This window comes from Pseudomonas soli, from assembly GCF_900110655.1.
GTDB classification, from domain to species: domain Bacteria; phylum Pseudomonadota; class Gammaproteobacteria; order Pseudomonadales; family Pseudomonadaceae; genus Aquipseudomonas; species Aquipseudomonas soli.
The window spans coordinates 24,509-48,558 of record NZ_FOEQ01000012.1 but is presented as its reverse complement, the minus strand read 5'-3'; the positions used below and the strand labels follow the sequence as shown (position 1 = coordinate 48,558).

Sequence of the window (24,050 nt, the reverse complement as noted above, 5' to 3'; positions counted from 1 at the left end):
ATAGGCGCAGGTCATTTCTTCTTCAGGCAGTCGCTCATGAAGGTCTTGCGTTCATCGCCCTTGAGCGCTTTGGTGGTGGCGTCGGCGTTGCAGGTTTTCATTTTTTCCTGCTGAGTGGCGGCGGGCTTGGCCTTGAGGCAGGTGCTCATGAATGCCTTGCGCTCGTCGCCCTTGAGCGCCTTGGCAGTGGCATCGGCGTTGCAGGTCTTCATCTTTTCCTGTTGCGCGGTGGCGGCAAATCCTTGCCCCGCGATCATCATGCCCAACACCAGCAGGGGTACGTGCAGCAGCTTCATGGCGTGGTCTCCTTGCCTGCGCGCCGAATGCGCGCTCGTCGCTGCTGAGTGTAGACAAGAATTTTTACATCTCTGTCCGCGCTCGCCGTCGGTACTGTTCCGGGGTGCACCGGGCCTGGCGCTGGAACATGGCTATGAAGGCCGAGGCGCTGCTGTAGCCGAGGTCGAAGGCGATGGACTGGATCGCGGTGCCTGCCTCGAGCGCCTCGATGGCGCGCAGAAAGCGCAGACGCAGGCGCCATTCGCCGAAGCTCATTCCCAGTTCACGCAAGAACTGCCGCGCCAGGGTGCGCTCGCTGACATGCACCTGCCCGGCCCAGTGAGCCAGCGGGCGGTTGTCGCCGGGTTCGTCATGCAATCCTTCAAGCACCTGGCGCAGGCTGTCGCTGCGGGCGAAGGGCAGGTAGCAGGTCTGGGTCTGCGCCAGGTGCAACTGGTCCAGCAGCACCTGTGCCAGGCGCTGGTCACGCTCGTCCCGGGCGACGCGCAGGTCACGGCGGGCGAAGTCGCCAAGGATCGCCTTGAGGATGTCGCTGATCACCAGGCAGCAGGGTTGCGCCGGCAGCCCGGCACACAGGCTGCGGTCAAGGTAGACCGAGCGGTAGACGATGGCCTGGGGGTTGTAGCAGCCATGCTCGGTATCCGGCGGTACCCACACGGCGTAGTGCGGCGGCGAGATGAAGCGCTGGCCTTCGACGTCCAGGTGCATCAGGCCATGGGACGCGTAGTTGAGCTGGCCCCAGGGGTGACGGTGCGGGGCGCTGTGGGTGTCGGCACCGAATTCGTCGTAGCGAAAGTACACCGGGGCCGGGAGCTGGTCGAAGCGCGGAATGTCGAGGTACTTGCGAGTCATGCTGTCTGCTTCGCGGGGTAGGTTGTCTGGATGGAAGTATAAGCATGCAAGCAGACAAGCGATAATACCCGCCGTCATACCCTCCCTGCAGGAGCGAGCCCGCTCCCGCAGGGGACACCCGTTACCTGAGAGTCCCAATGAACTACCTCTTCCCCCTCATCGCCATCCTCATCTGGGCCGGCAACACCGTGGTCACCAAGATGTCCGCGGGGGCCATCTTCCCGGCAGAGATCGGCTTCTACCGCTGGCTGCTGGCCGGCCTGCTGTTCACGCCCTTCCTGCTGCCCCAGGTCTGGCGCAACCGCGCGGCGATCCGCCCGCACCTGGGCAAGGTGTTCGTGCTGGGCGTGCTGGGCATGGCCATCTACCAGAGCCTGGCGTACTTCGCCGCCAGCATCACCAGCGCCACCAACATGGGCATCATTCTCTCGCTGATGCCGCTGATGTCACTGGCCCTGTCCATCGCCTGGCTGGGCCAGCGCCTGAGCTACGGCGCGCTGCTGGGCGCGATCGTGTCGTTCTTCGGTGTGCTCGAAGTTGTCTCGGCCGGGCAGCCTGGCACGCTGCTACATCAGGGCCTGAACAGTGGCGACCTGATGATGCTGGTGGCCACCCTCGCCTATGCGCTGTACAGCTTCCTGCTGAAGAAATGGCAGCTGCGCCTGCCGCCGCTGCAGTTGCTCTACCTGCAGGTGCTGGTGGCTATCCTGGTGCTGCTGCCGCTGTTCGTGCTGTCACCGAAGACCGGGCTGAACGGCCACAACTTCGGCCTGGTGCTGTATGCCGGCCTGCTGGCCTCGATGGTCGCGCCGCGGGTATGGATGCAGGCCGTGCATCGCCTTGGCCCGAGCCGCACCACGCTGTTCTTCAACCTGCTGCCGGTGGTCACGGCGGTGATCGCCGCCGTGGTGCTGGACGAGCAACTGGCCAGTTATCACCTGGTTGGCGGCTTGCTGACACTGGTCGGCGTGCTGCTGGCCGAGCGCTGGACAACGCCAGTACGGCGCACGGTCACAACCCCGCGGCCTTGAGCCGCGCAGCATGTTCGGTGAACAGCCGCACCGGCTCGGCGCCCTTGCCCACGGCGCCGAGGGACTGGTTGACGATGTCCAGGTGATCGAGCGGATAGTCGTCGCCGATCACTTGGCCCAGGTGCGAGCTGAAGCGCCCGACCATGCCGTCGCAGTGACCCTTCTCGCGCACGAAGCTACGGGCGAACAGACGGCAGAAGCGATTGCTGCCGTCGAAGCGGTTCAACCCCTGGTCGGTGCGGCCCGGCTGCAAGGTGCCTGACCAGGAGTAGTAACGCACGCCGTTCACCTCGGCCGGCCCCTCGCCGCCCCAGACCTCGGGCAGCCCCTGTGGATAAGCCTGGTTGAACAGCGCCACCCCGGCGCTGGTCAGCGACTGGTGCGAGGCATGCACGTCGATCGGCAGCGGATCTCGGCGCCAGCCGGTCTCCAGCCAGCCCAGCAGCACGGCGAAACCATGCAGCACGGCCTTGAGGAGGCGCCCCTTGGCGGAGTGGCCCGGCGCCGTGCGTTCAAGGTGGTCGGCCAGTTCCGAGCCATGGTTGGGGCCGGCCACCGAGGTCACCGAGGCCACCCGGCCTGGCCGCTTCGCCGCCGCATAGCGGGCACTGAGCGCGCCCTGGCTGTGGCCGATCAGGTTGACCTTCTCGGCCCCCGTTCGCCGGCAGATGTCCTCGATGATGATCAACAGCTGCTCGCCGCGCACCTCGCTGGAATGCAGCGGAGACACCTGCACCGGATACACCTGCGCGCCGCCCCGGCGCAACGCCGGGACAATGCCGAACCAGTAGGGATACAGCAGCACCCGCACGAAACCGAGCATGCCCGGCACCAGCACCAATGGATAACGCGTGGCCAGTTCCTGACTCATCACCCTGCCCTCTTCCATGGACGACCGGCCCACACTACAGCGCGCCCTGTGTCATTCGCAATCGAACTCCCGGCGTGCTGCGCGGTTCCAAGGAGAACAGACCCTGAGCAAGGAGCGGGACCATGTACAAGCAGACTCTGGCCATCCTTCTGGCAAGCGCCACCCTCGCCGCCTGCGGCAGCCGCCCGGAAAACCCGGTGGACTACGTCACCTACCGCAACGAGCCGCTGGTCAAGCAGGTGGAGCACGGCATGACCATGCAGAAGGTCATCGCCATCGGCGGCAGCCCTTCGAATGTCAGCGACCTGCCCCACGGTGGCACCTGCAACGACTACATCCTCAACCGTGACGGCCAGCAACAGCCCTACTACGTGCGCTTCGACGCCACCGGCCATGTCGACGCCAAGGGCTTCAAGACCTGCAAGCAACGCCAGGAAGACAGCGACGCCGTCCACGGCGCATGACACCCCATGACTACCCTGATCCTTTCGGAGATGAACATGAGCGTTGAACTGACCGATGTGAAAACCCTGCGCGAACGTGCCCGTCAGCATGTCGAGCAAGGCGCGGTGACCGAGGGTTACCACGCCGATCGCGAGAAGATCCTGCGCCTGCTCAACGAGTCGCTGGCCACCGAGCTGGTCTGCGTGCTGCGCTACAAGCGTCACTACTTCATGGCCAGCGGTATCAAGGCCAGCGTCGCCGCCACGGAGTTCCTCGAGCACGCCACCCAGGAAGCCGAGCATGCCGACAAGCTGGCCGAGCGCATCGTGCAATTGGGCGGCGAGCCAGACTTCAACCCCGACAACCTGACCAAGAATTCCCATGCCCAGTACGTGGCGGGCAGTTCATTGAAGGAGATGGTGCTGGAGGACCTGGTGGCCGAACGGATCGCCATCGACAGCTACCGCGAGATCATCCAGTACATCGGTGATAAAGACCCGACCACTCGGCGCATCTTCGAAGACATCCTGGCCCAGGAAGAAGAGCACGCCGACGATATGTCGGATCTGTTGCAGGGGTTGTAAATATTGGGGGCGCGCAGCGCCCCTACTTCTTGGCCTTCACCGCCGCCGGCGCCTTGCCGGCGCGCATCTGCTGCAACAACGGCGTGCACTGGTTGGGCACATCCCCGCTGCTCGGCGCGATCAGCGCCAGCAGCCCCGCCGCAGGCCCCGCCACCACCCCCAACGCCACCATCCCCGCGCCACGCAGCGCCAGCGGCACTGCCTGCACACCGGCACTGGGCTTGGCGAACGGCCCGCGCACGTACAATGGCGACCGCAGCGAGAATAGCCGCAGCCCTTTCGATTCCGGGGTGATCTTCAGGTCCAGTTGCTCGCTGGCGAAATTGGCCGTGCCGTCGATGTAGATGATCGCGTTCTCGGTATCGAAGACGAACAGGCGGGTGGTCGCCAGGCCCTCCTTGATGCCGACATCGGCTGCGGCACAGTTGATCTTCACTTCCTCATCGCCAAACAGCTTGCCGATCACGTAGTTGCCCACGTTGAGCCCAGCGATCTCCATCAGGCTGCGGCTGATGGCGCCATCGTTGATCAGCAGGCGCAGGTCGCCGCTGGAAGTACCGAGCAGCGCCGCCACCGAGTTGCCCCTGCCACTGATATCGGCGTCGCCGTTGAGCTCGCCGAAGCTGGTCTGCATGGGCGCGAAGCTGGGGAACAATTGCTTGAGCTTGAAGCCCCGGGCGGTGAGCTGGGCACGCCCCTGCAGCGGCGTGCTGCGCCCGTCCAGGCGGATGTTGGAATCGAGGTTGCCCCCGGCCACGCCAAAGCGCAGCGGTTCCAGGCGCAGCAGGCCGTCCTCGAGAATCACATGGGCAGACAGGTCATTGAACGGCAGTTTCTCGCTGTGCACGATGCGCTTGCCGGCGAAGGTCACATCGGCATCCATCGCCCGCCAGCGCTCGGTGCGGAACTCCTCTACCGGCAACACCTTGTTGGCCGGCTGCTTGCTGGCGCCGCCCCGGGCCTTCTGCTCGGCGTTCGAATCGGCGCCGATCAGCGGTGCCAGGTCCTTGAACAGCAGTTGGTTGGAGACCAGGTTGCCGGACAGTTTCGGCCGAGGCTGGCTGGCGACGAAGGCCAGGCCGCCGTGGATATCACTGTCGCCGATCTTGCCGTTGAAGCCTTCATAGCGGAAATGCGCGCCCTCGGCGGCATGCAGGTTGGCGCTCAGGTGGCCGTCGGTGGCGTAGGGTGGCGTGTCTGGCAGGGTCACGCCGGTCAGCGGGTAGAGGTTGCCCAGGCTGCTGCCGGAGAGCTTCAGGCGCAGGTCGAGGGCGCCCAGGTTGCGGGGGTCGGTCAGGGTACCGGCAAGGGCGACGTGGGTATCGCCGATGCGCACGTCGGCCTGCAGCGGGAATGGCTGGCTGGCATCCTGCAGCGCCAGCAGGCCGCCGATCTTGCCGGTGCCGGCAACCGCCTGGCCCTTGTAGCGCCCCTGGGCCTTGAAGCCGAAGGCATAGTCCTGGGCATTGCCGGCTTTCTCGGCGCGGGCCTTGCCGACGATATCGCTGAACGGGATCGGCTTGCCCAGCGGATCAACCTGCACTTTCATGCTGGTTTTCAGGGTCTGGTCGTCGAAGCTGACATTGCCCTGGTCGAATCCGATCGCGCCGATGTCCAGCACCCACTTCGACGGCTCCTCGTGCTCATCCTTGGGCCCGAAGTCGAACACCCAGTTGGCCCGGCCATCGGCCAGGCGGATGAGGCTGGCACTGGGCTTGACCAGGTCGATGCGCGGGATGCTGATGCGCTGGACGATCAGCGGCAGCGGCGCCAGGCGAAAATCCACTCGCTCCAGGCCCACCATGCGCGGCTCCTTGAGCCATTCGGGGTTGCCCAGGGTGAGGTCTTCGGCGGTGAAGTGCGGCCAGGGCACGAAGGCACGCCAGCCACCCTCCTCGGGTTCGGTGCGCCAGTGCACGGCGAGGTTGCCGTTGATCGCGAAAGGCCGGTGCAGGGCTTCGGAGACTTTCTCGTTGAGCAGCGGCTTGACGCGGTTCCAGTCGAAGGTGGCGATCACCACCACCAGGATTGCCAACAGGGTGGCCAGGGTGGCGAAGGTCCAGACGATGATTCTGGCAGGGCGCGTCATTGCGTGATTCTCCTGACTGCTTGGAAGGCGGCGCGACGATGGCACTCATTATGTCGGACTGATGAAAACCCGCCGGGTTTAATCCGCGCAGCATGATAACCAAGATTTTCCTGACGATTTTCTCAGCTTTTGGTCTACGGAGCGTGGCAGTGTTACCGGGGAGTCGACTTGCCTCAATGCTCGGCGCATCGCCGAAAACATTGAGCCAGAGCGCTCCGCGCACAGTATCAATGCCGTCGATTGTTACCATTATCCTGATGAACTTTTCTCTGGAGTTACCGGGCGTAGCATTGGCTCCGTACCCACTTTCCAGCCCCCCAGAGGAGCACCGAATCATGAAGCGCCATCTGCTGCTGAGCCTGACCCTGTCCGTACTTGCTGCCAACGCCTTCGCCCTGCCAGCCGAAGACCAGCACCTGAGCGCCGAGTCGCGCTCCAGCACCATCACCGTCAGCCAACCGCTGAACCCCCTGGCAGAAGGTGGCGCCGAGCGCCTGCAGGAACGTGCAGGCCGCGTGGCCGAAGGCGGTGCCGAACGCCTGCTCGAACGTAACAACCGTGTTGCCGAAGGTGGCTCTGATCGCCTGATCGAACGCAATGACCGTGTCGCCGAGGGTGGTTCGGATCGCCTGATCGAACGCAACGACCGTGTCGCCGAGGGTGGCTCTGATCGCCTGATCGAACGCAATGACCGTGTCGCCGAAGGTGGCTCCGATCGCCTGATCGAACGCAACGACCGTGTCGCCGAAGGTGGCTCCGATCGCCTCAACGAACGCAACAACCGTGTAGCCGAGGGTGGCTCGGATCGCCTGGTCGAACTCAGCCGTGTGAGCTGATCGCCATGGCCGAAAACAACAACCCTCCGTGCGGTAGCTGCTCCCCTCCAAGCCCGGTCCATTGACCGGGCTTCGTTTTTCTATCCAGAATGCCCAGCCGTACCGTCATAGAAGCCTGCCCCATGCTGCCGCGCGCCGAACAGAAGCTACAAACCCGCCAGGCCCTGCTGGATGCCGCCTGCCTGCTCATGGAGAGCGGCCGGGGTTTCGGCAGCATCAGCCTGCGCGAGGTGGCCAAGGCCGCCGGCATCGTGCCCACCGGCTTCTACCGCCACTTCCCTGACATGGATGCCCTGGGCCTGGCCCTGGTCGCCGAGGTGGACACCACCTTCCGCCAGACCATCCGCCTGGTGCGCCATAACGAATTCGAACTGGGTGGTATCACCGATGCCTCGGTGCGCATCTTCCTCGACGTGGTCGCCGCCCACCGCGCGCAGTTCCTGTTCCTGGCCCGCGAGCAGTACGGCGGCTCGCAACCGGTGCGCCAGGCCATCGCCCGCCTGCGCCAGGACATCAGCAGCGACCTGGCCACCGACCTTGCGCGCATGCCGCGCTGGCGGCACCTGGACGGCGCCGCTTTGGCGGTGATGGCCGACCTGGTGGTCAAGACCGTGTTCGCCACCCTGCCCGAGCTGATCGACAGCCCCGAACCGGGCCATGCACAGGCACTGACGGCACAGGAAAAGATCACCCAGCAACTGCGCTTCATTTTTGTCGGCGCTCGGCATTGGCAGGGGCTGGGCAATCCAGCCTGACGCTTTTGCCCAAACAGGATCATGGGAGCGGCGATGCGGCGACCCGACTTGCCCCGCGATAGCGCCATAGCGGGGCAAGTCGGGTCGCCGCATCGCCGCTCCCACGCTGCCCGTTCCCACGAACCGATGGCCACTTCTGCTACCATGGCGCCCTGCCCGACCGTCCACGAGCGCCACCATGTCCGACCCCCGCCCCGCACTGACCCGTTTCCAACAGCACTTCGCCGAGCGCATCGTGCCGCTGTGGCAAGGCCCGGGCTGGAACGCCGACATGGCCCTGCCGTACGAAGCTTTGGACACCCGGCACCGGCCACTGCCAGTGCAACGCTACCGGGCCATGGCCTGCGCCCGCCAGCTGTACCTGTTCAGCAGCCGCATCGAACAACCTGGCGCGGCCGAACGCGCCGCGGCATTGTTCCGTTCGTTGCAGAAGCACTTCCATGACGCCGAACACGGCGGTTGGTTCTACAGCATCGACGCCCAGGGCAGGCCGCTGGACCGGCGCAAGGACCTCTACACCCACGCCTTCATCGTCTTCGCTTGCGCCCATTACCTGGGCAAGGTCGACGAAGGGCTGGTGGAGGCCACGCTCAATGGCGCCCTCGAGGTGATCCACGAGCAGTTCGCCCGCGACGATGGCCTGTACGAGGCCAGCCTGGGTGAGGATTGGTCAGACCTGGGCAGCGGCCCGCTGCAGAACCCGCAGATGCACTTGGCCGAGGCCTTCCTGCAGGTGCTGGCCGTACGTGAGGACGACGACGTTCGCCAATCGCTGCTGCAGCTGTGCGAAGCGCTGCAGGCGCAGTTCGTCGAACCGGCCCATGGCCTGATGCTGGAGAAGCCGCGCGGGGCTGTGGATAACTGGTTCGAGCCGGGCCACCAGTTCGAATGGTTCTACCTGCTCGACACTTCCGGGTTGCTGCGCGGTACTGCGCTGCATGCCTCCATCGAGCGGGCCTTCGACTTCGCCGAACAGTGCGGCGTAAAGGATGCTGCGGTGCTGGCGACGCTGGATGTGGACGGCAAGGTGATCGACGCGACACAGCGTATCTGGGCCCAGGCGGAGTACCTGCGGGCACTGGCCCTGCGGCCGGGAAGCGAGGCGCGGCTGCTTGAGCAACTCACGGCGCTGGAGTCACGCTTCCTGCATGAAGGCGGCTGGCATGAGTGCCGCGATGGCGAGGGGGCGGTGAGCCGCCATGACATGCCGTCGACCACGCCCTATCATTTGGCGACTTGCCTCGAAGGTCTGCAGCGCCTGACCTGACGCTATCGCGGGGCGGTGCGCCGATGCGACTTGCCCCGCGATCATCAGCGAATCAACCTTTAACCGACCGGTCGATCGAGAACCCTGCCCAGTCCTGGCTAACCGGCATCAGCTCAAGGCTATTGATGTTGATATGCGCCGGCTGGTTGAGGATCCAGAAGATGGTCTCGGCGATGTCCTGCGGCTGGATCGGCTCGGCACCGGCGTAGGTAGCGTCGTACTTTGCCTGGTCGCCGCCGAAACGCACCAGCGAGAACTCGCTTTCGCACAGTCCCGGCTCGATGTTGCTGACCCGCACGCCAGTGCCGCGCAGGTCGCAGCGCAGGCTCAGCGAGAACTGGCCGACGAAGGCCTTGGTGCCGCCATACACATTCGCGCCCGGATACGGGTAGTTGCCCGCCACCGAACCGACATTGAGGATCGACGCGCCGCGCCCGTGGGCGATCAGGCGCGGCAGCAACAGGCGGGTGGTGTACATCAGGCCCTTGATGTTGGTGTCGACCATGGTTTCCCAGTCGTCCAGGCTGCAGTTCTGCGCCGCATCCACACCCAATGCCAGGCCGGCATTGTTGACCAGGCCCTGGAGCTTGTCGAAGCTCGGCGGCAAGCTGGCGATGGCGGCCTCCATGGCCTGGCGATCACGCACATCGACCACCAGCCCATGCACCTCGGTCTTGGCCGAGAGTTCTTGGCACAGCGCATCCAGGCGCTCCTTGCGGCGACCGGTGAGCACCAGCTTCCAGCCGGCATCGGCGAAACGGCGGGCGGTGGCTTCACCGAAACCGGAGGTCGCGCCAGTGATGAATACTGTTGATGTCATGCTCTTATCCTTGGGTGTACTCGGCGGGGCTTGCAGCATGCCCGGCGCAAGCGTTGTCGACAACCGTTTCAGCGACTGGTCAAAAAACGTACAGACGCTGAAAAGCCCCGTGATTGCGGGCTTTCGTGAGGCTATGCGCATCTTATCCACAAGGCTTTCCCCACAGATTGGGGGCAACTCGTCGGCTCCAGGGAACCTTTGCCTGCTGTGGACATCTGCCCGTGATGGCGCAACGCTTTCAGCCTGCCGTCTGCGGCGGTCTGTCCAAAGTTTTTTCACAGACTTATCCACAGAATCCGAACAACTGTGGATGAACCGCGCTACTGCTAAAAACCCTCGATAAATCATGCACAAGCAACACCTGATCAAAAAACGAACAGATCCTTGGAAGCGTTGCTACACAAGGGCTTGAGCAAGGTGCCACCATGTTTTCCACAGGCGGTTCCACATAATCCGTGGAAAGTTTTCCAGCTGTGGAAACAATGGCTTGCGTGGGAGTTGTGGAGTGCTTCGAGAAAGATATGCGACAAGTTGTCCACATGTGCTGAAAGGCATAAAACGCATAGCGGGGCAAGTCGGGTTGCCGCACCGACTTGCCCCGCGATTTACTTCAGTGCCCGCCCAGGTAGGCGTTACGCACCTCCTCGTTGACCAACAGCTCCTGTCCCGTCCCGGTCATGCGGATCTGCCCGTTGACCATCACATAGGCCCTGTCCGACAGCTTCAACGCATGGTTGGCATTCTGCTCGACCAGGAAGATGGTCATCCCGGTCTGCGCCAGCTCGCGCAGGGTCGAGAAGATCTGCTTGACCACGATCGGCGCCAGGCCCAGCGACGGCTCATCGAGCAGCAGCAGCTTGGGCCGGCTCATCAGCGCCCGGGCAATCGCCAGCATCTGCTGCTCCCCCCCGGACATGGTCATGGCCCGCTGGTTGCGCCGTTCCTTGAGCCGCGGAAACAGCTCGTACATGCGCTGCATGTCCTGATCTGCATGCTTGTCGCCGATCGGGATGGTGCCCATCATCAGGTTTTCCTCGACGGTCATGTCGGGGAACACGCGACGCCCCTCCGGGGACTGGGCGATGCCATTGGACGCGATGTAGTGCGACGACTTGCGGGTGATGTCGGTACCGCGATAGACGATCTGCCCGGATGCCGCGCGCGGCTGGCCGAAGATCGACATCAACAGCGTGGACTTGCCCGCGCCGTTGGCGCCGATCAGGCTGACCGTCTCGCCTTCGTTGATGTGCATCGAGACCTTCTTCAGGGCCTGGATCGGCCCATAGAACACATCCAGGTCCTTCAGCTCGAGAATGGGCGCGCTCATGTCAGTTCCTCTTCGTCGGCACCCAGGTAGGCGGCAATCACCGTCGGGTTGTGGCGGATATCCTGCGGTGATCCTTCGGCGATCACGTTGCCGTGGTCGAGCACGACGATGTGGTCGGAGATGCTCATGACCATGCCCATGTCGTGCTCGATCAGCACCACGGTGATGTCATGCTCGTCGCGCAGCACACGGATCATGCGGCTCAGCGCTTCGGTTTCCTGGGGGTTGAGGCCGGCAGCCGGTTCGTCCAGGCAGATGATCTTCGGCCGCGTGCACATCGCCCGGGCAATCTCCAGGCGACGCTGCTGGCCGTAGGACAGCTCGCCGGCCAGGCGGTTGGCGCAGTCCACCAGGTCGACCACCTCCAGCCAGTAGAACGCATGGTCGAGGGCATCGCTCTCGGCCTTGCGGTAGCCCGGGGTATTGAGCACCCCGGCCAGGAGGTTGCGGTTGACCCACATGTGCTGGGCCACCAGCAGGTTCTCAACCACCGACATTTCCTTGAACAGGCGGATGTTCTGGAAGGTGCGCGCCAGCCCGGCGCGGTTGACCAGGTGGGTGCCACCGAACATCTTGTAGTACAGGCGGTTGGCAAAGCGTGCCGGCGAAACGAAGTCCGCCGCCCGGAAGCGCTCGCCGAGCAGTTGGATGACGTTGGTATGGCTGCCGCGCACGTTCAGTTCGATCCGCCCGCCGGTGGCCTTGTAGAAGCCCGTGAGGCAGTTGAACACCGTGGTCTTGCCAGCGCCATTGGGGCCGATCAGGGCGAAGATCTGGTTGCGTTTGACCTGCAGGCTGACATCGCTGAGCGCCTTGATCCCACCGAACTGCATCATCAGGTTATCTACAGACAGAATGACTTCGTCGCTCATGGCGCCACTCCTTTACGCGGGACCACGCCGGTACGGCTGATGCGGATCAGCCCCCGCGGTCGCCAGATCATCATCAGCACCATCAGCACGCCGAACAGCAGCACCCGGTACTCGGAGAAGCTGCGCAGCAGCTCCGGCGCCACGGTCAGCACGAACGCCGCGATCACCACGCCCACGGTCGAGCCCATGCCGCCGAGCACGACGATGGCCAGGATCAGCGCGGACTCGAAGAAGGTGAACGACGATGGGTTGACGAAGCCCTGGTAGGTGGCGAAGAACACCCCGGCAAGGCCTGCGGTGGACGCGCCGAGGGTGAACGCGGAAAGCTTGACCAGTACGTGGTTCAGGCCCATCGAGCGGCAGGCGATCTCGTCCTCGCGCAAGGCTTCCCAGGCGCGGCCCACCGGCATGCGGGTCAGCCGGTGCTTGATGTACAGCACCGCCAGCACCACCAGGAACAGCACCGCGTAGATGAACACGAACTTGAGGTTGGCGTTGTATTCGAAGCCGAAGAACTCGTGGATCGGCACCCCGCCGTCCTTGGCCCGCCGGCCGAACTCCAGGCCCAGGAACGTCGGCGACGGCGCCGGCATGCCGTTGGGGCCGCCGGTGAACGACAGCCAGTTGTTCAGCACCAGGCGGATGATCTCGCCGAAGCCGAGGGTGACGATGGCCAGGTAGTCGCCATGCATGCGCAACACCGGGAAGCCGAGGATGCACCCCGCCAGCGCCGCGGCAATGGCCGCCAGTGGCAGCACGCTCCAGAAGCCCAGGCCCAGGTATTGATAGCCCAGCGCCAGGCCGTAGGCACCGATGGCGTAGAACGCCACATAACCCAGGTCGAGCAGGCCGGCCAGGCCGACCACGATGTTCAGGCCCAGCCCCAGCAGCACGTAGATCAGGCCGAGGATGACCACGGTCAGCAGGTACTTGTTGGCGAAGATCGGGAACACGATGGCGATGACGATCAGCGCCGGGATGATGTAGCGCAGGCGCGACTTGTAGTTCGGCGCCAGCACATGCACGCCCGAGCCACCGCTGTCGAAGCCCTGGAGCATGCGTTGGCCGGTCGGCGTCTGCAGGAACAGGCTGAGGATGAAACGCCCGATCATCACGCCGCCGACCAGCCAGGCGACGCGGGCGGGTTCGGCGTTGAACGTGTAGCCATCGAGCACCACGCCGACGACGGGGCCGAAGACGATAAGGGCCAGCAAGCCGGCGACGATGGTCTCCAGCAGGCTGCGTTTAAGGTCGAAACCCTTGGTTTGCGAAGTAGAGGCAGTATTGGCAACGGACATGTTTCACACCTTAGCCACGAGCGGGCGACCCAGCAGGCCTTGGGGACGGAAGATGAGGATCATCACCAGCAGCGAGAAGCTGAACACGTCCTTGTAGTCGGAGTTGATCAGGCCGGAGAACAACGATTCGGAAATCCCCAGGATGATCCCGCCAAGCATGGCTCCCGGCAGCGAGCCGATGCCGCCGAGCACCGCGGCGGTGAAGGCCTTGATGCCGATGATGAAGCCGGCGTAGAAGTCAAAGGTGCCGTAGTTCATGGTGATCAGCACGCCCGCCAGCGCAGCCATCACAGCGCCGATGACGAACACGTAGGAGATCACCCGGTCAGTATTGATGCCCAGGATCGAGGCCATCTTGCGGTCTTGTTGCGTGGCCCGGCACATGCGCCCGAGCTTGGTGTACTTGATCACGTAGGTGAGCAGGCCCATGCCGACGAAAGCGGCCACCAGGATAAAGATCTTGGTGTAGGTGAGCTGCACGAAGCCGGTGCCCACTTCGACGCGCATGGCGCCTTCGAGCAGGGTCGGCACGCCTTGCTGGCGGGCGCCCTGGCTGATCTGCGCGTAGTTCTGCAGGATCAGCGAAATGCCGATGGCGCTGATCAAGGGCGCCAGGCGGGTGGAGTTGCGCAGGGGTTTGTAGGCGATGCGTTCGATGGTGAAGCCATAGACGCCAGTGACGACGATGGTGAACAACAGGGTGCCCAGCATCAGCAGCGGAAACGACTCGATACCGAAGTAGGCCAGCAATGCCAGGCTGATCGCCGCGAGGTACGCGGAGATCATGTACACCTCGCCGTGCGCGAAGTTGATCATGCCGATGATGCCATAGACCATTGTGTAGCCGATGGCGATCAGGCCGTAGACCGACCCGAGGGTCAGGCCGTTGACCAGTTGCTGCAGGAAAATACCATCCATAACGCAATCTCACCTGATTGAGATTGCACGAGCGCCGACCACGCAGGGCCCGGATGCAGCGGCCCTCGCAGCGCAGAACTGTGCACATCTACTGACAAAGACAGGTACCGCGGGGCTATGGCCCGGGGCAGTGCGCGCCCGGGCCGTCAGCCATTGTTATTGTTGTTTTTCCAGCTGGTGGTACTTGCCTTTGGCATCCCACTGGTAGACCACGTAGTCGGAGACGGTCAGGTCGCCCTTCTGGTCCCACTTCTTCTCGCCCATGACGGTCTTGACCGGGTTGGCCTTGAGCCACTTGGCGGCGTCCTCGCCCTTGTTCGACTTGGCGCCGTTGAACGCGGCGGCCAGGGCCTGGACCGAGGCGTAGGCATACAGGGTGTAGCCTTCAGGCTCGGTGCCGTTCTTGCGGAACTCCTCGACCACCGCCTTGCTGTCGGGCAGCAGGCGCGGGTCGGCGCCGAAGGTCATGTACACGCCTTCGACGTACTGCGCGCCACCGGCGGTGGTGACCAGTTCGTCGGTGACGATGCCGTCATCGGACATGAACTTGACGTCTTTCAGCCCCTGCTCGCGCAGCTGGCGCACCAGCGGGCCGGCCTCCGGGTGCAGGCCGCCGAAGTAGACAACGTCGGCACCCGCGGAACGGATCTTGGTGACCACGGCACTGAAATCTTTCTCACCACGGGTCAGGCCTTCGTACAGCACGGGTTTGACGCCACGCTTTTCAAGCTGCGCCTTGGTCGCGTCGGCCAGGCCCTGGCCATAGGTGTCCTTGTCGTGCAGCACCACCACCTTCTTGCCCTTGAGCACATCGACAATGTAGTTGCCGGCGACGATGCCCTGCTGGTCGTCACGGCCGCACATGCGGAACATCGCGGACAGGCCGCGCTCGGTCACCTGCGGGTTGGTGGAGCCGGGAGTGATGGCGATCACACCGGCCTCGTCGTAAACCTCGGAAGCGGGGATGGTATTGGAGGAACAGAAGTGACCGACCACGCCCGCCACCTTGTCCTGGTCGACCAGGCGGTTGGCCACGGCCACGGCCTGTTTCGGTTCACAAGCGTCATCGCCCTTGACCAGGACGATCTGCTCGCCGTTGACGCCGCCAGCCTTGTTGATCACGTCGGCCGCGGCCTGCGCACCTTTCATGTACTGCTCGCCAAACGCTGCGTTGGCTCCGGTCATCGGGCCCGCGACGCCGATCTTGATGTCGGCCTGAACATACGAAGAAACACCCAGTGCGGTGGCTACAGCCAGTGCCAGGAAACCTTTCTTGTAAAACGTCTGCGACATGAGGTGGTGCTCCTAGAATATTTTTTTGGTTGGCACTACAACTTCTCAGCCCTGTGCTCCGAGCAAGGGCCGTGCCAGTGGTTTTGTCTTCCGGGAAAACACACGACAAGGGGTGGACAGAGGCGACCGGCGGCCTTTTCTTTACTGAGCGTGCAACCGTCTGCCGCACGACAAGTGACACCAACACGCCTAGACAAGGAGCAACCAGCGCCTGCCATCATTGCAACCCTCGCAAGTGTTAACGTGCAACCGCGCTGTAACAGCGGACGTCACCGAACTGCACACCACTGGTGCGCGACTGCTACAGGGAGCACTGTTTGAAGGCTAGCTGGCACACGGAAAATTACCTGCAGAGGCCAATATCGTGGGCGGCGTGGGAGCGGGCTTGCCCCGCGATCTGGCACAATGGTCGCTATTGCCCGCCTTGGAGCTTCCCCCTGATGAGCGAGAGCGCATTCGCCGAGCGCATCGTGCACAACCTGCTCGACACCGACTTCTACAAGCTCACGATGATGCAGGGCGTCCTGCACAACTACCCGGACGCCGATGTCGAATGGGAGTTTCGCTGCCGCAACGGCGAGGACCTGCGCCCCTACCTGGGCGAGATCCGCAACCAGCTCGAGCTGCTCAGCGAGCTGACCCTGGATGACGGCCAACTGGCCTTCCTCGAGCGCATCAGCTTCCTCAAGCCGGACTTCCTGCGTTTCCTGCGCCTGTTCCGCTTCAACCTGCGCTATGTGCGCATCGGCATCGAGAACGACCAACTGTTTCTCCGCCTGAAAGGCCCATGGCTGCATGTGATCCTGTTCGAAGTGCCGCTGCTGGCCATCATCAGCGAAGTGCGCAACCGCCACCTGCATCCGCGCATGCGCCTGGCCGAAGCCCGCGACCAGCTATATCGCAAGTTCGACTGGCTGCGCGCCCACGCCAGCGACGACGAACTGGCCGAACTGCAGGTAGCCGACTTCGGCACCCGCCGGCGCTTCTCCAGCCGCGTGCAGGAAGACGTGGTACGGGTGCTGCGCGATGAGTTCCCGGGCCGCTTCGTCGGCACCAGCAACGTCGACCTGGCATGGAAACTGGATATCAAGCCCCTGGGCACCATGGCCCATGAATGGATCATGGCCCACCAGCAGCTCGGCCCACGACTGATCGACAGCCAGATCGCCGCCCTGGACTGCTGGGTGCGCGAATACCGCGGACTGCTCGGCATCGCCTTGACCGATTGCATCACCATGGATGCCTTCCTGAAGGATTTCGACCTGTACTTCGCCAAGCTGTTCGATGGCCTGCGCCATGACTCGGGCGAGCCGGTGGCCTGGGCGGAAAAGGCCATCGCCCATTACCAGAAGCTAGGTATCGACCCGATGACCAAGACCCTGGTGTTCTCCGATGGCCTGAACCTGACCCGCTCGCTGGAGATCTTCCGGGCCCTGCGTGGGCGCATCAATGTCAGCTTCGGCATCGGCACCAACCTGACCTGTGACATTCCCGGCGTGGCGCCCATGAGCATCGTGCTTAAAATGACCGACTGCAACGGCTCGCCGGTGGCAAAGATCTCCGACGAAGCCGCCAAGACCCAGTGCCGCGACGAAAACTTCGTTGCCTACATGCGCCATGTATTCAAAGTCCCCAGCAAGGAGTAACCCATGCAAGCCGTTCAGCAAGAGATTGCCCAGGCGCTCAAGGTGCAGCCGCCGTTCGCCGATGCCGCCGCCCTCGAGCAGGAAGTGGCCCGACGCGTGGCGTTCATCAAGGACTGCCTGGCCAATGCCCGGCTCAAGACCCTGGTACTGGGCATCAGTGGCGGTGTCGACTCGCTGACCGCCGCCCTCCTCGCCCAGCGCGCCATCAACGAACTGCGCGCCGAGACCGGCGACAAGGCCTATACCTTCATCGCCGTACGCCTGCCATACCACGTGCAGCACGACGAGCACGACGCCCAGGCCTGCCTGGAGGTGATCAAGGCCGACGAGGTGCACACCATCGACATCGCCCCAGCCGTAAAGGCCTTGGCGGCAGAGGTCGAGGAACTGAAAAACGGCTCGCCGACCCTGGTCGACTTCGTCGTCGGCAACGTCAAGGCGCGCACGCGCATGGTCGCCCAATACACCGTCGCCGGCGCCCGTGCCGGCCTGGTGATCGGCACGGACCATGCAGCCGAAGCGGTAATGGGCTTCTTCACCAAGTTTGGTGATGGTGCCTGCGACCTGGCACCGCTGAGCGGGCTGGTGAAAAACCAGGTGCGGGCCATTGCGCGCAGCTTTGGCGCGCCGGAATCGCTGGTGGAGAAAGTACCGACCGCAGACCTGGAAGACCTTGAACCGGGCAAGCCGGACGAAGCGTCCCACGGCGTGACCTACCAGCAGATCGACGCCTTCCTGCACGGTGAGCCGGTGAGCCAGGAGGCGTTCGACATCATCGTCGCTACCTACCGCAAGACCCAGCACAAGCGCGAGCTGCCGTTCGCCCCTTGATCAGGCTTAGAAACAACTGTGGGAGCGGCCTTGCCCTGCGATGACGTGGTGGATTCACCATCGCCATCGCGGTGCAAGGCCGCTCCCACAGGGTATTGCGTCAGGTTTTGATTACTTGACGACGACCTTGCCCTTCATCATCGAGATGTGGCCCGGGAAGGTGCAGAAGAAGCTGTAGTCGCCGCCAGCTTCCAGTTTGGTGGCATCGAACTTCACTTCGGTTTCTTTCTCAGGAGCGCCGATCATCTTGGTGTGGGCGATGATCGCGGCGTTGTCGGCCTTGATGTAGTCCTTGTCCAGGCCTTGCGACATGCCTTCGGTGGCGATGCCTTGCATGTCGGCGGTCTTGCTGATCACCAGGTTATGCCCCATGACGTTCTTCGGCAGGCTGCCGGAGTGGGTCAGTTTTACGGTGAACTCCTTGCAGCTCTTGTCGACGGTGATTTCCTTGGTATTGAAGGACATCTGGTCAGTCGAGTCGACAGTCACCGAGCACTTGTCAGCAGCGAAGACGGAGGCGCTGGCGAGGGTCAGCAGGGATACCGCTACAGCTTTCGCAAACATCATGAATCTCCTTGGCAGGGTTTTATCAATTGCGAGACTGCCTGAAAACAGGACGCCCGTACCTGATATGGGTCAAGGGGTGTCAAGTCGCCAGCCAGTAGATTTGTTCAATGGATTGTATACAACCAATCAAAGTGCACATCATGCCTTCTTAATGGACGATGAGACAACCTCTCAATCAGGAGCAAATGTCATGACATTGAGCAACATGATGCGCAGCCTGCTGGCAGCCTACGCCTGCGGTACCGCCGGTTCAGCGGTCTGCGAGTTCGCCCGTCCCGAATGATCCCCTTGGAACCGACAGGCATGCGCCTTACCCTGTGCGCGCATGTAAAGGGAGATAAGCAATGCCTGTACGTTCCGTTTGTGTCTTCTGTGGCGCCAGCATCGGTGCCAACCCTGCCTACCGTGAAGCCGCCGTCGCCCTCGGCCAGGCCATCGCCCGCCGTGGCCTGACGCTGGTCTATGGCGGCGGCGCGGTCGGCCTGATGGGCACCGTTGCCGATGCCGCCATGGCTGCGGGAGGTGAAGTCGTCGGCATCATCCCGCAAAGCCTGATGAACGCCGAAATCGGCCACAAGGGCCTGACCCGCCTTGAAGTGGTGGACGGCATGCATGCGCGCAAGGCGCGCATGGCCGAACTCAGCGACGCCTTCATTGCCCTGCCAGGTGGCCTGGGCACGCTGGAGGAACTGTTCGAGGTATGGACCTGGGGGCAGCTGGGGTATCACGCCAAGCCGCTGGGGCTGCTGGATGTGAATGGTTTCTACGCGAAGCTGGGCGGGTTCCTCGACCATATTGTCGAGGAAGGCTTCGTGCGGCCGCAGCACCGGGCAATGCTGTTGCTCGGGGAGCAGCCGGATGAGTTGCTGGACGGGATGGACAGCTTCGTTGCACCCGTGGTGCCGAAGTGGGTCGACAAACAGCCTGATTGACCAGGAAGGGGCTGCTTTGCAGCCCCTTTGATGATCAGCGCGGAATCACCGGCTGGCGCGGCTTCTTGCCCTTGCCACCCTTGGCCGCTTCCTTGCGTTCCTTGGCCGCCTGCTGGTTGCGGGCGAACGCCTCGGCCTTGGCCTTCTCGCGCTTGTCCCACGGCTTGCTGCCATCGCTGGCGCGCGGCGGCAGGCCGGTGTGCTGGGTGAGGATCTTCTGGTCCTTGCCCACCTTGTGGCTCCCGGCCGGGGTCGAGTTCTTGCGCCGCGCACTCTGGTAAGTGTCGGTCGCCGGCTGGTGCAGCGGGATCAGCTGGTGCTTGCCCGGTCCGATCAGGTCGGCGCGGCCCATGCGCTGCAGCGCTTCGCGCAGCATCGGCCAGCCCTTCGGATCGTGATAGCGCAGGAACGCCTTGTGCAAGCGGCGCTGCTCCTCGCTCTTGACGATCTCCACCCCTTCGCTCTTGTAGGTGACCTTGCGCAGCGGGTTCTTGCCCGAGTGGTACATGGCCGTGGCCGAAGCCATCGGCGACGGATAGAACGCCTGCACCTGGTCGGCACGGAAGCCGTTGCCCTTGAGCCACAGGGCCAGGTTCATCATGTCTTCGTCGGTGGTGCCCGGGTGGGCAGCGATGAAGTACGGGATCAGGTACTGCTCCTTGCCCGCCTCTTTCGAGAACTTCTCGAACATGCGCTTGAAGCGGTCGTAGGTGCCGATGCCCGGCTTCATCATCTTGTCCAGCGGACCACGCTCGGTGTGCTCCGGGGCAATCTTCAGGTAACCGCCGACGTGGTGGGTAACCAGCTCACGCACGTACTCCGGCGACTCCACCGCCAGGTCGTAGCGCAGGCCCGAGGCGATCAGGATCTTCTTCACCCCCGGCAGGGCACGAGCCTTGCGGTACAGCTCGATCAGCGAGCTGTGGTCGGTGTTGAGGTTCTCGCAGATGCCCGGGAACACGCACGACGGCTTGCGGCAGTGCTTCTCGATTTCATGGCTCTTGCAGGCGATGCGGTACATGTTGGCGGTCGGGCCGCCGAGGTCGGAGACCACGCCGGTGAAGCCCGGCACCTTGTCGCGCATCTCCTCGATCTCGTGCAGGATCGACTCGTGGGAGCGGTTCTGGATGATCCGGCCTTCGTGCTCGGTGATCGAGCAGAAGGTGCAGCCACCGAAGCAGCCACGCATGATGTTAACCGAGAAGCGAATCATCTCGTACGCCGGGATGCGCTCCTTGCCATACGCCGGGTGCGGGATGCGCGCATAGGGCATGCCGAACACGTAGTCCATTTCCTCGGTGGTCATGGGAATGGGTGGCGGGTTGAACCACACATCCACGTCGCCATGCTTCTGCACCAGGGCGCGGGCGTTGCCCGGGTTGGTCTCCATGTGCAGCACGCGGTTGGCATGGGCGTAGAGCACCGGGTCGTTGCGCACCTTCTCGAACGACGGCAGGCGGATCACCGACTTCTCGCGGGTGACGCTCGGGCTATCGAGGATCTGCACCACCTTGGCTTCGTTCGGGTCTTCCTGGTCGCCCTTGGCCTGCTCGATGGCACAGGCCTGGGTGTCCTGGGTGTTCACGTACGGGTTGATGATCTTGTCGACGCGGCCCGGGCGGTCGATACGGGTGGAGTCGATCTCGAACCAGCCCTGCGGGGTGTCGCGACGAATGAACGCGGTGCCGCGCACATCGGTGATGTGCTCGATGCTTTCACCCTGGGACAGGCGCTGGGCAACCTCGACGATCGCTCGTTCGGCGTTGCCGTACAGCAGGATGTCGGCGCTGGCGTCGACCAGGATCGAATGGCGGACCTTATCCTGCCAGTAGTCGTAGTGGGCGATGCGGCGCAGCGAAGCCTCGATGCCACCAAGCACGATCGGCACATGCTTGTAGGCTTCCTTGCAGCGCTGGCTGTACACCAGGCTGGCGCGGTCCGGGCGCTTGCCGGCAAGGCCGCCAGGCGTATAGGCGTCGTCGGAACGAATTTTCTTGTCCGCGGTGTAGCGGTTGATCATCGAGTCCATGTTGCCCGCCGCGACCCCGAAGAACAGGTTCGGCTCGCCGAGCTTCATGAAGTCGTCTTTCGACTGCCAATTCGGCTGGGCGATGATGCCCACCCGGAAGCCCTGGGCCTCGAGCAGTCGACCGATGATGGCCATGCCGAACGACGCGTGGTCGACGTAGGCGTCACCGGTCACGATGATGATGTCGCAGGAATCCCAGCCGAGCTGATCCATCTCCTCCCTGCTCATCGGCAGGAACGGCGCTGGCCCGAAGCATTCGGCCCAGTACTTGGGATAGTCGTAGAGTGGTTTGGCTGCTTGCATGTCAGTGACCGGTTTTAAAGTGCAGGGAAATCGCGGGCGCGAAATATAGCACAAATTTTGACCAAATCCGACGGTGGTGGTCGGATTCAAGCGTGCCAACAAATATCACTGTGGGAGCGAGCTTGCCTCGCGTTGACATCGGGGAATTCACCATCGCCATCGCGGGTAAGCCCGCTCCCACGATCCGCTCCCACAGGGGCCAGCCCAGCCCGATGGTTTTATTCGTCGTCGTCGAAGTTATACATGCCCGGCGCGAGATTCTCGAAACGGGTGTACTTGCCGATGAACGCCAGGCGCACGAAGCCGATGGGGCCGTTACGCTGCTTGCCGATGATGATCTCGGCCACGCCCTTGTGTTCGGTTTCCGGGTGATACACCTCGTCGCGGTAAACGAACATGATCACGTCGGCGTCCTGCTCGATCGCACCCGATTCACGCAAGTCGGAGTTGACCGGGCGCTTGTTGGGACGCTGCTCGAGGGAGCGGTTGAGCTGTGACAGGGCGATTACCGGGCAGTTGAATTCCTTGGCCAGCGCCTTGAGCGAGCGGGAGATCTCGGAAATCTCGTTGGTTCGGTTGTCACCGGCCGAACCCGGGATCTGCATCAGCTGCAGGTAATCGACCATGATCATGGCAATCTCGCCATGCTCTCGCGCCAAGCGGCGGGTACGCGCACGCATTTCCGAGGGGCTGATGCCGGCAGTGTCATCGATGAACAGTTTGCGGTCGTTCAACAGGTTCACCGCCGAAGTCAGCCGCGGCCAGTCGTCGTCGTCCAGTTGGCCGGAACGCACCTTGGTCTGGTCAATGCGCCCGAGCGACGACAGCATACGCATGATCAGCGATTCACCGGGCATCTCCAGGGAGAACACCAGCACCACCTTATCGCTGCGCAACACGGCGTTTTCCACCAGGTTCATGGCGAAGGTGGTCTTGCCCATCGACGGCCGGCCCGCGACGATGATCAGGTCTGCCGCCTGCAAGCCGCTGGTTTTTTCATCCAGGTCGGTGAAGCCAGTGGACACGCCCGTGATATCGCTGTCGGAGTTGAACAGTGTGTCGATGCGATCGATGGCCATGGTCAACAGTTCGTTGACCCCCACCGGCCCACCGGTCTTCGGCCGCGCCTCGGCGATCTGGAAGATCTGCCGTTCGGCGTCATCGAGGATCTCTTCGGCGTTACGGCCCTGGGGGTTGAAGGCGTTGTCGGCGATGTCGGTGCTGATGCTGATCAGCTGTCGCAGCGTGGCCCGCTCACGGATGATCGCGGCGTAGGCCTTGATGTTGGCCACCGACGGGGTGTTCTTGGCCAGCTCGGCCAGATACGCCAAGCCGCCCACCTGGGTGGACACACCTTCCTTGTCCAACTGTTCGTGCAAGGTGACCACGTCGAACGGCTGGTTCGCGTCCACCAGCTTGTGGATGGCGCGGAAGATCAGGCGATGGTCATGCCGGTAGAAATCGCCGTCCGACACCTGGTCCAGCACTCGCTCCCAGGCGTTGTTGTCCAGCATCAGGCCACCGAGCACGGCCTGTTCGGCCTCGATGGAATGCGGCGGCACCTTCAGGGCAGCGGTTTGCAGGTCGAGTTGTTCGGGGGTGGTGATCTCGTTCATGGCCACGAAAAATTCTGCAAGATGAAAAAGACAAAGGGCACGGCCTGCGCAAAACAGGACCGTGCCCGATGTTAACCGCCTGACCCACGAGGGGCCAGTCGATTAAGGCAGCTTAGGCAGCTACGACAACCACACGTACGGTAGCTTCAACGTCGCTGTGCAGGTGCACGGCTACGTCGTATTCGCCAACCTGACGGATAGTGCCGTTCGGCAGGCGAACTTCAGCCTTGGCCACTTCAACGCCGGAGGCGGTCAGGGCGTCAGCGATGTCGTGGGTGCCGATCGAACCGAACAGCTTGCCTTCGTCGCCAGCGGTGGCAGTGATGGTCACTTCCAGCTCGGCCAGTTGGGCAGCGCGGCTTTCAGCCGAAGCTTTCTTGTCTGCTGCGGCTTTTTCCAGCTCGGCGCGGCGCTCTTCGAACGCAGCCAGGTTGGCGGCGTTGGCAACGGTGGCCTTGCCGAATGGCAGCAGGAAGTTACGGCCGTAACCAGCCTTAACGTTTACTTTGTCGCCCAGGTTGCCCAGGTTGGCGACTTTTTCCAGCAGGATCAGTTCCATTTGGTAAAACCTC

At 63.3% G+C, this 24,050-nt stretch carries 23 protein-coding genes; 9 read left to right on the top strand and 14 right to left on the bottom strand.

Annotated elements, in window-relative coordinates:
- Positions 1-11 precede the first annotated feature (11 nt).
- Positions 12-296 (bottom strand): PsiF family protein, encoded by a 285-nt coding sequence (locus BMY03_RS21415; RefSeq protein ID WP_023630090.1) that lies wholly within the window; start codon positions 294-296, stop codon positions 12-14.
- 64 nt (positions 297-360) lie between these two features.
- Positions 361-1,149: an AraC family transcriptional regulator gene (locus BMY03_RS21410; protein ID WP_094012227.1), complete on the bottom strand. Its 789-nt coding sequence runs from the start codon at positions 1,147-1,149 to the stop codon at positions 361-363.
- 137 nt (positions 1,150-1,286) lie between these two features.
- On the opposite strand from BMY03_RS21410, the gene BMY03_RS21405 reads away from it, so the two are divergent.
- Entirely contained in the window at positions 1,287-2,180 is an 894-nt protein-coding gene (locus BMY03_RS21405; protein WP_023632532.1) for a DMT family transporter, read from the top strand.
- Here the strand turns inward: BMY03_RS21405 and BMY03_RS21400 are convergent.
- Positions 2,161-3,051, bottom strand: coding sequence for a lipase family alpha/beta hydrolase (locus BMY03_RS21400; protein ID WP_094012226.1), 891 nt, complete (start codon positions 3,049-3,051; stop codon positions 2,161-2,163). The two genes, BMY03_RS21405 and BMY03_RS21400, sit on opposite strands and share 20 nt — an antisense overlap.
- Positions 3,052-3,173: 122 nt before the next feature.
- Here BMY03_RS21400 and osmE point away from each other — a divergent pair, with 122 nt between their 5' ends.
- Positions 3,174-3,515: an osmotically-inducible lipoprotein OsmE gene (gene osmE, locus BMY03_RS21395; RefSeq protein WP_094012225.1), complete on the top strand. Its 342-nt coding sequence runs from the start codon at positions 3,174-3,176 to the stop codon at positions 3,513-3,515.
- Between the two features lie 6 nt (positions 3,516-3,521).
- Entirely contained in the window at positions 3,522-4,079 is a 558-nt protein-coding gene (locus BMY03_RS21390; protein WP_094012224.1) for a ferritin-like domain-containing protein, read from the top strand.
- A 22-nt stretch (positions 4,080-4,101) separates the two neighbouring features.
- Here BMY03_RS21390 and BMY03_RS21385 read toward each other — a convergent pair whose 3' ends face one another.
- Complete coding sequence (locus BMY03_RS21385) at positions 4,102-6,168, bottom strand: AsmA family protein (RefSeq protein WP_094012223.1); 2,067 nt, start codon at positions 6,166-6,168, stop codon at positions 4,102-4,104.
- 335 nt (positions 6,169-6,503) lie between these two features.
- Here BMY03_RS21385 and BMY03_RS21380 point away from each other — a divergent pair, with 335 nt between their 5' ends.
- The 3 genes from BMY03_RS21380 to BMY03_RS21370 all read left to right on the top strand — a co-directional run bounded on the left by BMY03_RS21380 (position 6,504) and on the right by BMY03_RS21370 (position 9,026).
- Complete coding sequence (locus BMY03_RS21380; protein WP_094012222.1) at positions 6,504-7,004, top strand: phage infection protein; 501 nt, start codon at positions 6,504-6,506, stop codon at positions 7,002-7,004.
- Between the two features lie 122 nt (positions 7,005-7,126).
- A complete protein-coding gene (locus tag BMY03_RS21375) occupies positions 7,127-7,759 on the top strand; it encodes a TetR family transcriptional regulator (RefSeq protein WP_038706886.1) in 633 nt (210 codons plus the stop codon).
- A gap of 178 nt (positions 7,760-7,937) precedes the next feature.
- Positions 7,938-9,026: an AGE family epimerase/isomerase gene (locus tag BMY03_RS21370; protein WP_094012221.1), complete on the top strand. Its 1,089-nt coding sequence runs from the start codon at positions 7,938-7,940 to the stop codon at positions 9,024-9,026.
- Positions 9,027-9,078: 52 nt separating this feature from the next.
- Here BMY03_RS21370 and BMY03_RS21365 read toward each other — a convergent pair whose 3' ends face one another.
- The 6 genes from BMY03_RS21365 to BMY03_RS21340 form a co-directional block, all read right to left on the bottom strand.
- Complete coding sequence (locus tag BMY03_RS21365) at positions 9,079-9,846, bottom strand: SDR family oxidoreductase (protein WP_094012220.1); 768 nt, start codon at positions 9,844-9,846, stop codon at positions 9,079-9,081.
- Positions 9,847-10,456: 610 nt separating this feature from the next.
- Positions 10,457-11,173: an ABC transporter ATP-binding protein gene (locus BMY03_RS21360; protein WP_023629375.1), complete on the bottom strand. Its 717-nt coding sequence runs from the start codon at positions 11,171-11,173 to the stop codon at positions 10,457-10,459.
- Positions 11,170-12,045 carry an ABC transporter ATP-binding protein gene (locus tag BMY03_RS21355; protein WP_031314650.1) on the bottom strand — a complete coding sequence of 292 codons (876 nt, stop codon included), beginning with the start codon at positions 12,043-12,045 and terminating at the stop codon, positions 11,170-11,172. The genes BMY03_RS21360 and BMY03_RS21355 overlap by 4 nt, the downstream gene beginning before the upstream one ends.
- A complete protein-coding gene (gene livM / locus BMY03_RS21350) occupies positions 12,042-13,343 on the bottom strand; it encodes a high-affinity branched-chain amino acid ABC transporter permease LivM (RefSeq protein ID WP_023629362.1) in 1,302 nt (433 codons plus the stop codon). The genes BMY03_RS21355 and livM overlap by 4 nt, the downstream gene beginning before the upstream one ends.
- 3 nt (positions 13,344-13,346) lie before the next feature.
- On the bottom strand, positions 13,347-14,261 hold the full coding sequence (locus BMY03_RS21345; protein ID WP_019098910.1) for an ABC transporter permease subunit: 915 nt from the start codon (positions 14,259-14,261) through the stop codon (positions 13,347-13,349).
- A 156-nt stretch (positions 14,262-14,417) separates the two neighbouring features.
- Positions 14,418-15,554, bottom strand: coding sequence for a branched-chain amino acid ABC transporter substrate-binding protein (locus tag BMY03_RS21340; RefSeq protein WP_094012219.1), 1,137 nt, complete (start codon positions 15,552-15,554; stop codon positions 14,418-14,420).
- A gap of 440 nt (positions 15,555-15,994) precedes the next feature.
- Here BMY03_RS21340 and pncB point away from each other — a divergent pair, with 440 nt between their 5' ends.
- On the top strand, positions 15,995-17,200 hold the full coding sequence (pncB, locus tag BMY03_RS21330) for a nicotinate phosphoribosyltransferase (RefSeq protein ID WP_031314651.1): 1,206 nt from the start codon (positions 15,995-15,997) through the stop codon (positions 17,198-17,200).
- Positions 17,201-17,203: 3 nt separating this feature from the next.
- On the top strand, positions 17,204-18,031 hold the full coding sequence (gene nadE, locus BMY03_RS21325) for an ammonia-dependent NAD(+) synthetase (protein WP_031314652.1): 828 nt from the start codon (positions 17,204-17,206) through the stop codon (positions 18,029-18,031).
- Positions 18,032-18,142: 111 nt separating this feature from the next.
- On the opposite strand, the gene azu is transcribed toward nadE, so the two are convergent.
- A complete protein-coding gene (gene azu, locus BMY03_RS21320) occupies positions 18,143-18,595 on the bottom strand; it encodes an azurin (RefSeq protein ID WP_023629364.1) in 453 nt (150 codons plus the stop codon).
- Between the two features lie 347 nt (positions 18,596-18,942).
- On the opposite strand from azu, the gene BMY03_RS21315 reads away from it, so the two are divergent.
- Positions 18,943-19,530 (top strand): cytokinin riboside 5'-monophosphate phosphoribohydrolase, encoded by a 588-nt coding sequence (locus BMY03_RS21315; RefSeq protein WP_094012218.1) that lies wholly within the window; start codon positions 18,943-18,945, stop codon positions 19,528-19,530.
- Positions 19,531-19,564: 34 nt separating this feature from the next.
- On the opposite strand, the gene BMY03_RS21310 is transcribed toward BMY03_RS21315, so the two are convergent.
- The 3 genes from BMY03_RS21310 to rplI form a co-directional block, all read right to left on the bottom strand.
- Positions 19,565-21,862, bottom strand: coding sequence for a YgiQ family radical SAM protein (locus BMY03_RS21310; RefSeq protein WP_094012217.1), 2,298 nt, complete (start codon positions 21,860-21,862; stop codon positions 19,565-19,567).
- Positions 21,863-22,080: 218 nt separating this feature from the next.
- Positions 22,081-23,478: a replicative DNA helicase gene (gene dnaB, locus BMY03_RS21305; protein WP_023629368.1), complete on the bottom strand. Its 1,398-nt coding sequence runs from the start codon at positions 23,476-23,478 to the stop codon at positions 22,081-22,083.
- A gap of 112 nt (positions 23,479-23,590) precedes the next feature.
- Entirely contained in the window at positions 23,591-24,037 is a 447-nt protein-coding gene (gene rplI / locus BMY03_RS21300; RefSeq protein WP_011535934.1) for a 50S ribosomal protein L9, read from the bottom strand.
- Positions 24,038-24,050: the final 13 nt, after the last annotated feature.

What these genes read in the sequence shown, in the direction of transcription:
- BMY03_RS21400 (WP_094012226.1), bottom strand. Translation starts at nt 3,051, where the DNA reads ATGAGTCAGGAACTGGCCACGCGTTATCCATTGGTGCTGGTGCCGGGC.
- BMY03_RS21380 (WP_094012222.1), top strand. Translation starts at nt 6,504, where the DNA reads ATGAAGCGCCATCTGCTGCTGAGCCTGACCCTGTCCGTACTTGCTGCC.
- BMY03_RS21365 (WP_094012220.1), bottom strand. Translation starts at nt 9,846, where the DNA reads ATGACATCAACAGTATTCATCACTGGCGCGACCTCCGGTTTCGGTGAA.
- BMY03_RS21375 (WP_038706886.1), top strand. Translation starts at nt 7,127, where the DNA reads ATGCTGCCGCGCGCCGAACAGAAGCTACAAACCCGCCAGGCCCTGCTG.
- BMY03_RS21410 (WP_094012227.1), bottom strand. Translation starts at nt 1,149, where the DNA reads ATGACTCGCAAGTACCTCGACATTCCGCGCTTCGACCAGCTCCCGGCC.
- azu (WP_023629364.1), bottom strand. Translation starts at nt 18,595, where the DNA reads ATGTTTGCGAAAGCTGTAGCGGTATCCCTGCTGACCCTCGCCAGCGCC.
- BMY03_RS21310 (WP_094012217.1), bottom strand. Translation starts at nt 21,862, where the DNA reads ATGCAAGCAGCCAAACCACTCTACGACTATCCCAAGTACTGGGCCGAA.
- BMY03_RS21315 (WP_094012218.1), top strand. Translation starts at nt 18,943, where the DNA reads ATGCCTGTACGTTCCGTTTGTGTCTTCTGTGGCGCCAGCATCGGTGCC.
- BMY03_RS21355 (WP_031314650.1), bottom strand. Translation starts at nt 12,045, where the DNA reads ATGAGCGACGAAGTCATTCTGTCTGTAGATAACCTGATGATGCAGTTC.
- BMY03_RS21390 (WP_094012224.1), top strand. Translation starts at nt 3,522, where the DNA reads ATGACTACCCTGATCCTTTCGGAGATGAACATGAGCGTTGAACTGACC.
- BMY03_RS21370 (WP_094012221.1), top strand. Translation starts at nt 7,938, where the DNA reads ATGTCCGACCCCCGCCCCGCACTGACCCGTTTCCAACAGCACTTCGCC.
- BMY03_RS21345 (WP_019098910.1), bottom strand. Translation starts at nt 14,261, where the DNA reads ATGGATGGTATTTTCCTGCAGCAACTGGTCAACGGCCTGACCCTCGGG.
- pncB (WP_031314651.1), top strand. Translation starts at nt 15,995, where the DNA reads ATGAGCGAGAGCGCATTCGCCGAGCGCATCGTGCACAACCTGCTCGAC.
- BMY03_RS21415 (WP_023630090.1), bottom strand. Translation starts at nt 296, where the DNA reads ATGAAGCTGCTGCACGTACCCCTGCTGGTGTTGGGCATGATGATCGCG.
- rplI (WP_011535934.1), bottom strand. Translation starts at nt 24,037, where the DNA reads ATGGAACTGATCCTGCTGGAAAAAGTCGCCAACCTGGGCAACCTGGGC.
- nadE (WP_031314652.1), top strand. Translation starts at nt 17,204, where the DNA reads ATGCAAGCCGTTCAGCAAGAGATTGCCCAGGCGCTCAAGGTGCAGCCG.
- BMY03_RS21360 (WP_023629375.1), bottom strand. Translation starts at nt 11,173, where the DNA reads ATGAGCGCGCCCATTCTCGAGCTGAAGGACCTGGATGTGTTCTATGGG.
- dnaB (WP_023629368.1), bottom strand. Translation starts at nt 23,478, where the DNA reads ATGAACGAGATCACCACCCCCGAACAACTCGACCTGCAAACCGCTGCC.
- BMY03_RS21405 (WP_023632532.1), top strand. Translation starts at nt 1,287, where the DNA reads ATGAACTACCTCTTCCCCCTCATCGCCATCCTCATCTGGGCCGGCAAC.
- BMY03_RS21385 (WP_094012223.1), bottom strand. Translation starts at nt 6,168, where the DNA reads ATGACGCGCCCTGCCAGAATCATCGTCTGGACCTTCGCCACCCTGGCC.
- livM (WP_023629362.1), bottom strand. Translation starts at nt 13,343, where the DNA reads ATGTCCGTTGCCAATACTGCCTCTACTTCGCAAACCAAGGGTTTCGAC.
- BMY03_RS21340 (WP_094012219.1), bottom strand. Translation starts at nt 15,554, where the DNA reads ATGTCGCAGACGTTTTACAAGAAAGGTTTCCTGGCACTGGCTGTAGCC.
- osmE (WP_094012225.1), top strand. Translation starts at nt 3,174, where the DNA reads ATGTACAAGCAGACTCTGGCCATCCTTCTGGCAAGCGCCACCCTCGCC.